At 47.4% G+C, this 6,368-nt stretch carries 2 protein-coding genes; both read left to right on the forward strand.

Annotated elements, in window-relative coordinates:
• The first annotated feature begins 599 nt into the window (after positions 1 to 599).
• A complete protein-coding gene (locus QWI17_RS03240) occupies positions 600 to 2,408 on the forward strand; it encodes a VCBS domain-containing protein (protein WP_302721066.1) in 1,809 nt (602 codons plus the stop codon).
• 540 nt (positions 2,409 to 2,948) lie between these two features.
• Positions 2,949 to 5,921, forward strand: a complete 2,973-nt coding sequence (locus QWI17_RS03245; protein WP_302721067.1) for a TonB-dependent receptor — start codon at positions 2,949 to 2,951, stop codon at positions 5,919 to 5,921.
• The last annotated feature ends 447 nt before the right edge of the window (positions 5,922 to 6,368 follow it).

Raw genomic sequence — 6,368 nt, forward strand, 5'->3', positions numbered from 1 at the left:
CACAGAGATCGGAAAGCTCTGCAAGCCCCGAAGGGCACGGCCAAAAAGTCCATCCGCTGTGTTGCACCTCTTGCCAAGGACTATGGCCATTGCCTGCGAAGCGCGCCTTGCCGAGTGAACGTTTTGACTCGCGCAGAGACCGCTGGAGACTTAATCAGAGGCTCCCTAGTTTATATTCTGCCGGTCCCCTTCTTTACGTCCTTTCTTAAATGTTCCGCCAATCTGTTATCGTAAGAAAACTCTCAAGTCTTTGAATTTATTTAAAAAAGTTCAGAGCGTTGGAATATTTCCCATTTGGTATATTTGATTGTCTACCAAAAGAGTTGACATTAATGTATTCAATTCGGTAATGTCTTAGTCTGTAAGGTGATGATTTGTCGGTTGCGGAAGTAACAATAATTTTCTAACTGCTGTATCTGAACTTCAGCTTGCCTTCTGCTGTTAACTGCATGGGCCATCTATGGGTGGCACATCAGGCAGGCCGGTTCTGGCTAGGGTAAATACACCTGCGAAGGCTTATTAAGTGGCTAAGCAAGATGTACGTAAGTCCTCGACGAACATTGCGCTTAACCTTATTCCAATAATTGAGGATGCTCTCTATGAAAACAAATATTTTGACCGCGTCTATTCTTGCCGCCACCCTCGTGGCCTGTGGCGGAGATGGTGATGATGTATTTGATGTGCCGGACACATCAACTGGTGGTTCGAGCTCTAGTTCCGGCACTGTAGAGAACACACCTGCCACACTGGGCAATTTGTCGGCAACGGTTACCAATAGCACGATGGAAGATATTGCCGGTACGGTTTCTGTTGCTGACCCAGACTCGGGTGAAGATGCAATCCAGCCACTTAATGATGAAAGCACCATGTACGGTGTCTTTTCGATCAGTGATGACGGCGCTTGGGTCTATTCGTTGGACACGACTGATACAACAATTGCCTCATTGGCTGGGCCAGACGATAGTGTTGTTGACGTTGTTGAAATCCAGTCAGTGGATGGCACTGCAGCGGATCTGGAAATTACGATTACCGGAGCAGATACGGTTGTTTCGACAACCCAAGCGGCGCGCATTACCGATAATATGATCGATGATGCTGGAGAGCTGAGGTATAAGTTTGATGAGGCTATCGAGAAGGGCAAACTTACAGTCTCGTTCCTCAAAGATGACAATGCGGAAACTGCCGATGGGTCGGCAAAGGATGCTTACATAGGCCTGTTTGGTTCGTCGACAAGCACAAGTCAAGCACTGGTTGATCTTCGGATACAAGCGGATAAGTATGTCATTCGCGATAGAGATGATATAGACGTTGAAATCCCCTTTACACCAGGGGAGTGGACCGATGTGGAAGTAACCTGGGATGCGTCCGCGGCCTCTGCAGACGTTACACCTTTGGTTACCATTACGATAAATGGCGTGAGTGTCACAACAGAACCTTTCTCTTCAGCTGCGTCTATCGCGACTTCGGTAATGGATGGTGTTGAAGCCTTTATCTTCAAGCTTGGGGATAATGGATCAACCATTCCAGTGGCGGCCTATCATGTCGACAATGTGAAGGTTTACTCGGATATTGAAGGTACCATGTTGGCGTTTGAAGATGACTTCGAAGGCTATACGGTGGGGGATTCGCTCGACCCAGACGAAAATGCAGACTCGGTTTATCACGGAAATACGGCTGAGGTGGTTGTTGCAAATGTTACCGTCGCAGGGGGGGACGGCTCCGGTGGCGATTCCGGCAACCAAACTGGACCTGGTAGTAGCGGTAATAAGCTGGCGAAAATTACCGACAGTATGATCGACGATGCCGGTGAGCTCAGATACAAACTGGACTCGGCTATCTCAGAGGGCAAGCTATCCGTTTCGTTCTTGAAGGACGACAACGCTCAAACTGCCGATGGTAGCGCTAAGGACGCCTATATTGGATTGTTTGGATCCTCTACAAGCACGAGTAAGGCCATTGTGGATCTGCGTATTCAGGCCGACAAATTTGCTATTCGCGATAAGGATGATATCGCCGTTGAGGTACCTTTCACCCCTGGGATTTGGACCGATGTTGAAATGACATGGGATGCTTCAAGTGCTTCTGCGGATGTCACGCCACTCGTTACCATTACGATCAATGGCACAAGTGTCACCACAGAAGCGTTTGCTTCTGCGTCAGCCTCGCCCAGTGAAGTCATGGAAGGGGTCGAATATGCAATATTTAAATTGGGTGATAATGGTTCTACGATTCCATCGGCGGCCTATCATGTCGATGATGTAAAAATATTCTCTGATCTGGCCGGTACTGCTATTGTCTTTGAAGACGATTTTGAAGCGTACAGCGTGGGAGATTCATTGGATCCTGATGACAATTCGGCCTCGGTTTATCACAGTAACTCTGCTGAAGTAGTGGTAGATCAAGAATAACCTTTTAATTCAGTCATAGCTGTCTTGCCCGCCTCTGGTTCCAGGGGGCGGGCTTTTTTTTGGATGTCAATTTTAGGCTTCATGGCGGAGCCTTTGTTATTGCTGTTCCGCTCACGGCTTTAGTCAATCAAAGGGCTCATTAGCCCAGCAAGCAGCTCGCCTCGAAGCCTTACGTTTGAATGCAGCGAGAGGACGCTGCAAGGCGATTAACGCTCCAGGTTAAACTTCACTGCGTGGTCATCATATTGGTAGACCAATATGAGGTGGAATTATGCGCTAATGGTCCTATCTACCATATCATTTTACGGCTGGGCTCTGTAAATTTGGGGCAGATTTAAGATAAAAAATCACCAGCTGTATTATTTCTAGTATAAATTAAGTAATTGATAAATATGCAAAAAATATTTAAACCGCTCGGTATTCATATTGGTTGCCATCGTGTGGTGTCAAAATGGTTGACAAAAATGCAGAATGTCCGGTAATGTAATCATGGCGAGAGAAATTATTCTGCTAATAAAACATAACGATGGAGAATGAGAAGTGAGCAAATACAATAAATTTAATTTGCCAAAGGCTGTTGCTGCCGTTAGTGCTGCAATGATGACTGCTTCAACACTGGCTTTTGCCCAAGCCGCTCAGGCCCAAGAGGAGGCCATGCTAGAAGAGGTGGTGGTCACTGGCATTCGCGCGTCATTGGCTAACGCCCTTGAAGAAAAGCGTGAATCAACCAACCTGATCGAAGTTATTCAGTCTGAAGACATTGGTAAACTTCCTGACCAAAACCTGGCAGAGGTACTCGAAAACGTTCCGGGCGTCCAGATTACACGTACCGGCGGTGTTGGTACCGGCGTTCAAATCCGTGGTACCAATGCAAACCGCACAGAAATTAACGGTGTATCAACAGTGGGCTCCGGTGGCGGGCGCAGCGGTATCGACTTCGAGGACGTTTCGGCTTCAATCATTTCGGCGGTTGAAGTGACCAAAGCATCAGAAGCCAAAACCATTGAGGGTTCAGTGGGTGGCACCATTAACCTGAGAACGATTCGTCCGTTAGAGCTCAAAGAAATGCTGGGTTCGGTGCGAATTCAGGGTGAAAATAGTAGCCTTGCCACTGACAGCACATTTACCCCTCGCTTTTCCGGAACCTTTGGTAACAACTGGGAAACCGGTGTTGGTGACATGGGCGTTGTAATCAGCGCGAGCTATAGCGAGCAAGATGTCTCTAATTTCCGTCCGCGCGTTGATCGCGATAACTTAGTCGCCTCTGACAGTGGTTATGCCAGTGCGCAATCGTTCGACTTCTTACCGATTCAGTTTCTGAATCAACAGGTAGAAAGTTTCGAGTATGAGACTACCAACTTGGTTGGTTCGTTTGAGTGGGCTTTAAACGATGATTTAAAGATATTTGCCGATGCGATTTTAAACGATCAGGCAATGCAAGAGGAAAGCTATCGTGTGCAAGCCTCGGGTGTAAGCTCGATGCGTCAGACCTCGATACCTGATCAGTTTGAGACTGTCGACTTCGGTACGCTTCCGGGTGAAAACGGTTCTCAAGATTTAGGCTCAATTCAGGCCGCGTTGGTTGGGACCATCGGTATTGATCTCGCCCACGATGACGACGATCCAAACTTACGTATTTCCAGCGATACTGATTCGCGTGATACCGACAGTAAACTGTTCCGTTTAGGAACCGAGTGGGCCGCTGGTCGCTTCTCAGGTAAGCTAGAGGTAGCTCGTACCGAGTCCACCACCATTAATCCTCGCATCAACACCACTTTGAACTTTATAAACCCAAATGCACCACTCGATGCGGGTGGTTCAAATGATAACGCTGTACCATTCAGTTACGACTTGCGCGACGGCTTGGCGTTCGGCTTGGCTTATGGAACGGCGAACGCCCCAACTGTTGAAGACATGTACAATCCGTACAACTATGTCCTACGTGACTATCAGGTGGCGGATGACGTTGCGGAAAACAGCGAAGACGCATTTCGTGCGGATGTGACCTTTGATCTTGATGTTGCTGGTATTACAACCATTGATTTCGGCTATCGTTACAGCAAAGCAAAGAGCAAAAACGATGATTCTCGGAACAATGTTGGCTTAAGGACAATGGATGAGTCCCCACGTGGTAGCATGTTTTCTGAAATCCTAACCGAGGGTCCTGACAACTTTGGTGACGGCGACGGACGTGACTTGTTTGTGGCGGACTTCCTAATGGTGGACTCTGAGCAGGTTGCTTCAAATTACGATTATGTAATGCAAACCTTGATTGACGCAACGAATGAACACCAGTCGCAAACAGGCGCAGATAAGCCGTTAAGTGAGCCCACTTCGTCTAGCTCGGCATTCTTCGATATATCTGAAGAGACGAACGCGCTGTATGCTCAAATGAATTTTGAGTACGGCATTCTTCGCGGTAATGCGGGTGTGCGTTATATTGAATCTGAGGTGAATTCAACAGGCATTTCGACAGTAAACGGCGAAGATGTGTTGACCAGTAACACCGGCAGCTATGACTTCTTCTTGCCGCGTATTAACTTGGTTGCAAACGTTACTGAAGATATTATTATTCGCGCAGGTTATGGTACGGATATCCGCCGACCCGACTTCACCGATTTGTCTACCTCGGCGTCGTTTAGTACCAGTCCGAACCCTCCTGTGACTATTGGTAACCCAGAGCTTCGCCCGGAAGAAGTTGATTCATTTGACTTGACCTTTGAGTACTACTTTGCTCCTTCTGCGGTAGTTAGCGTTGGCTACTTCAACAAGAAGCGCAGCGATTTGCACCGTGCACAGCAGGAAGATCCGGCTGCCACACCAGAAGGCTACCGTGATACCACAGCGCCTTGTGAGGGTGGTGGTGTCTATAATCCGATTGCAGACTGGAACGTATTTGTACCAGACGGTCAGCAAGGTGTAGGTATTTGTGTGCCCAGAGAAACCACCATCAATGATGCAGGTGAAACCACTCAGGAAGGCTTTGAATTTGCATTCCAGTACGATTTAGGTGAATTCGAAGATTCTCTCGGGTGGGCTTCAGGCTTTGGCGTTTTGGCAAACTACACTATCCAGGAGTTCTCTGGTGGTGAAACCGTCAATGACGCAACCAGCCGCGCGAGTGATGTGTTTGAAGCAACCACTGGTGCTACTGACGTAACCTTTAAGCAAGCACTTTTGGACCTTTCTGAAAATGCATACAACATCACCGGCTACTACGAAAAATATGGTCTTTCAGCGCGCGTTCGGTATACATGGCGTGAAGCTTATCGCTCGGAAGACTTCGGTAGTACTTCCAGCTACCCCTGGGGCTTCCCTGTGGTGCAAGATGATCGTGGTCAGCTCAATGCAAGCGTAAGCTATGACGTGACCGATAACTTAAGCTTCAGTGTTGAAGGTGTTAACTTGACCGAGTCTAAAGTCGAGCAATACTGTGTTAACGGCGGTTCGCTGCTTTGTTATCAAGGTTTGACTGATCGTCGCGTTACGGTGGGTGCAAGCTACCAGTTCTAAGCATAACGCTAGAACTAATAGCGTACTGGGTGAGCGACTGCTCGCCCGGTACGACAAAAAAACTCGGCCTAGCCGGGTTTTTTTATTGTTACTCCATGTCCCAATCGACGAATTCTTGCTCGTTGGTGCTTCATGGGTAGTAGTTATTGTTATTTCACTACTGGACACCTCCAGTGATAGATGTGTTGCTCTTCGATTCATCAATGACTTGCCAATCTTCTTAATACTACTCCCGCTTCTAAATATTTTCGCCAATCGCCTATTTCATTAATTTTCTCAACGTAATATATAAAAAGTACTCAGAATAGAATGGCACTTACTTAAGCCTAAGCAATTGAAATACTTATAAAAAGATCGGCTCAATGGTAGGCTGTAAATCGCCAAACTTACCACCTAACCAAAGAGCCGATCCATATGCATGCTATCCAGTCTTGCCGACACTATCAA

The sequence above is a fragment of the Gilvimarinus gilvus genome, assembly GCF_030518155.1.
GTDB classification, from domain to species: Bacteria; Pseudomonadota; Gammaproteobacteria; order Pseudomonadales; family Cellvibrionaceae; genus Gilvimarinus; species Gilvimarinus gilvus.

Bases quoted from the DNA above. Each gene is read 5' to 3' on its own strand.
- QWI17_RS03240 (WP_302721066.1), top strand. From the start codon at position 600: ATGAAAACAAATATTTTGACCGCGTCTATTCTTGCCGCCACCCTCGTG.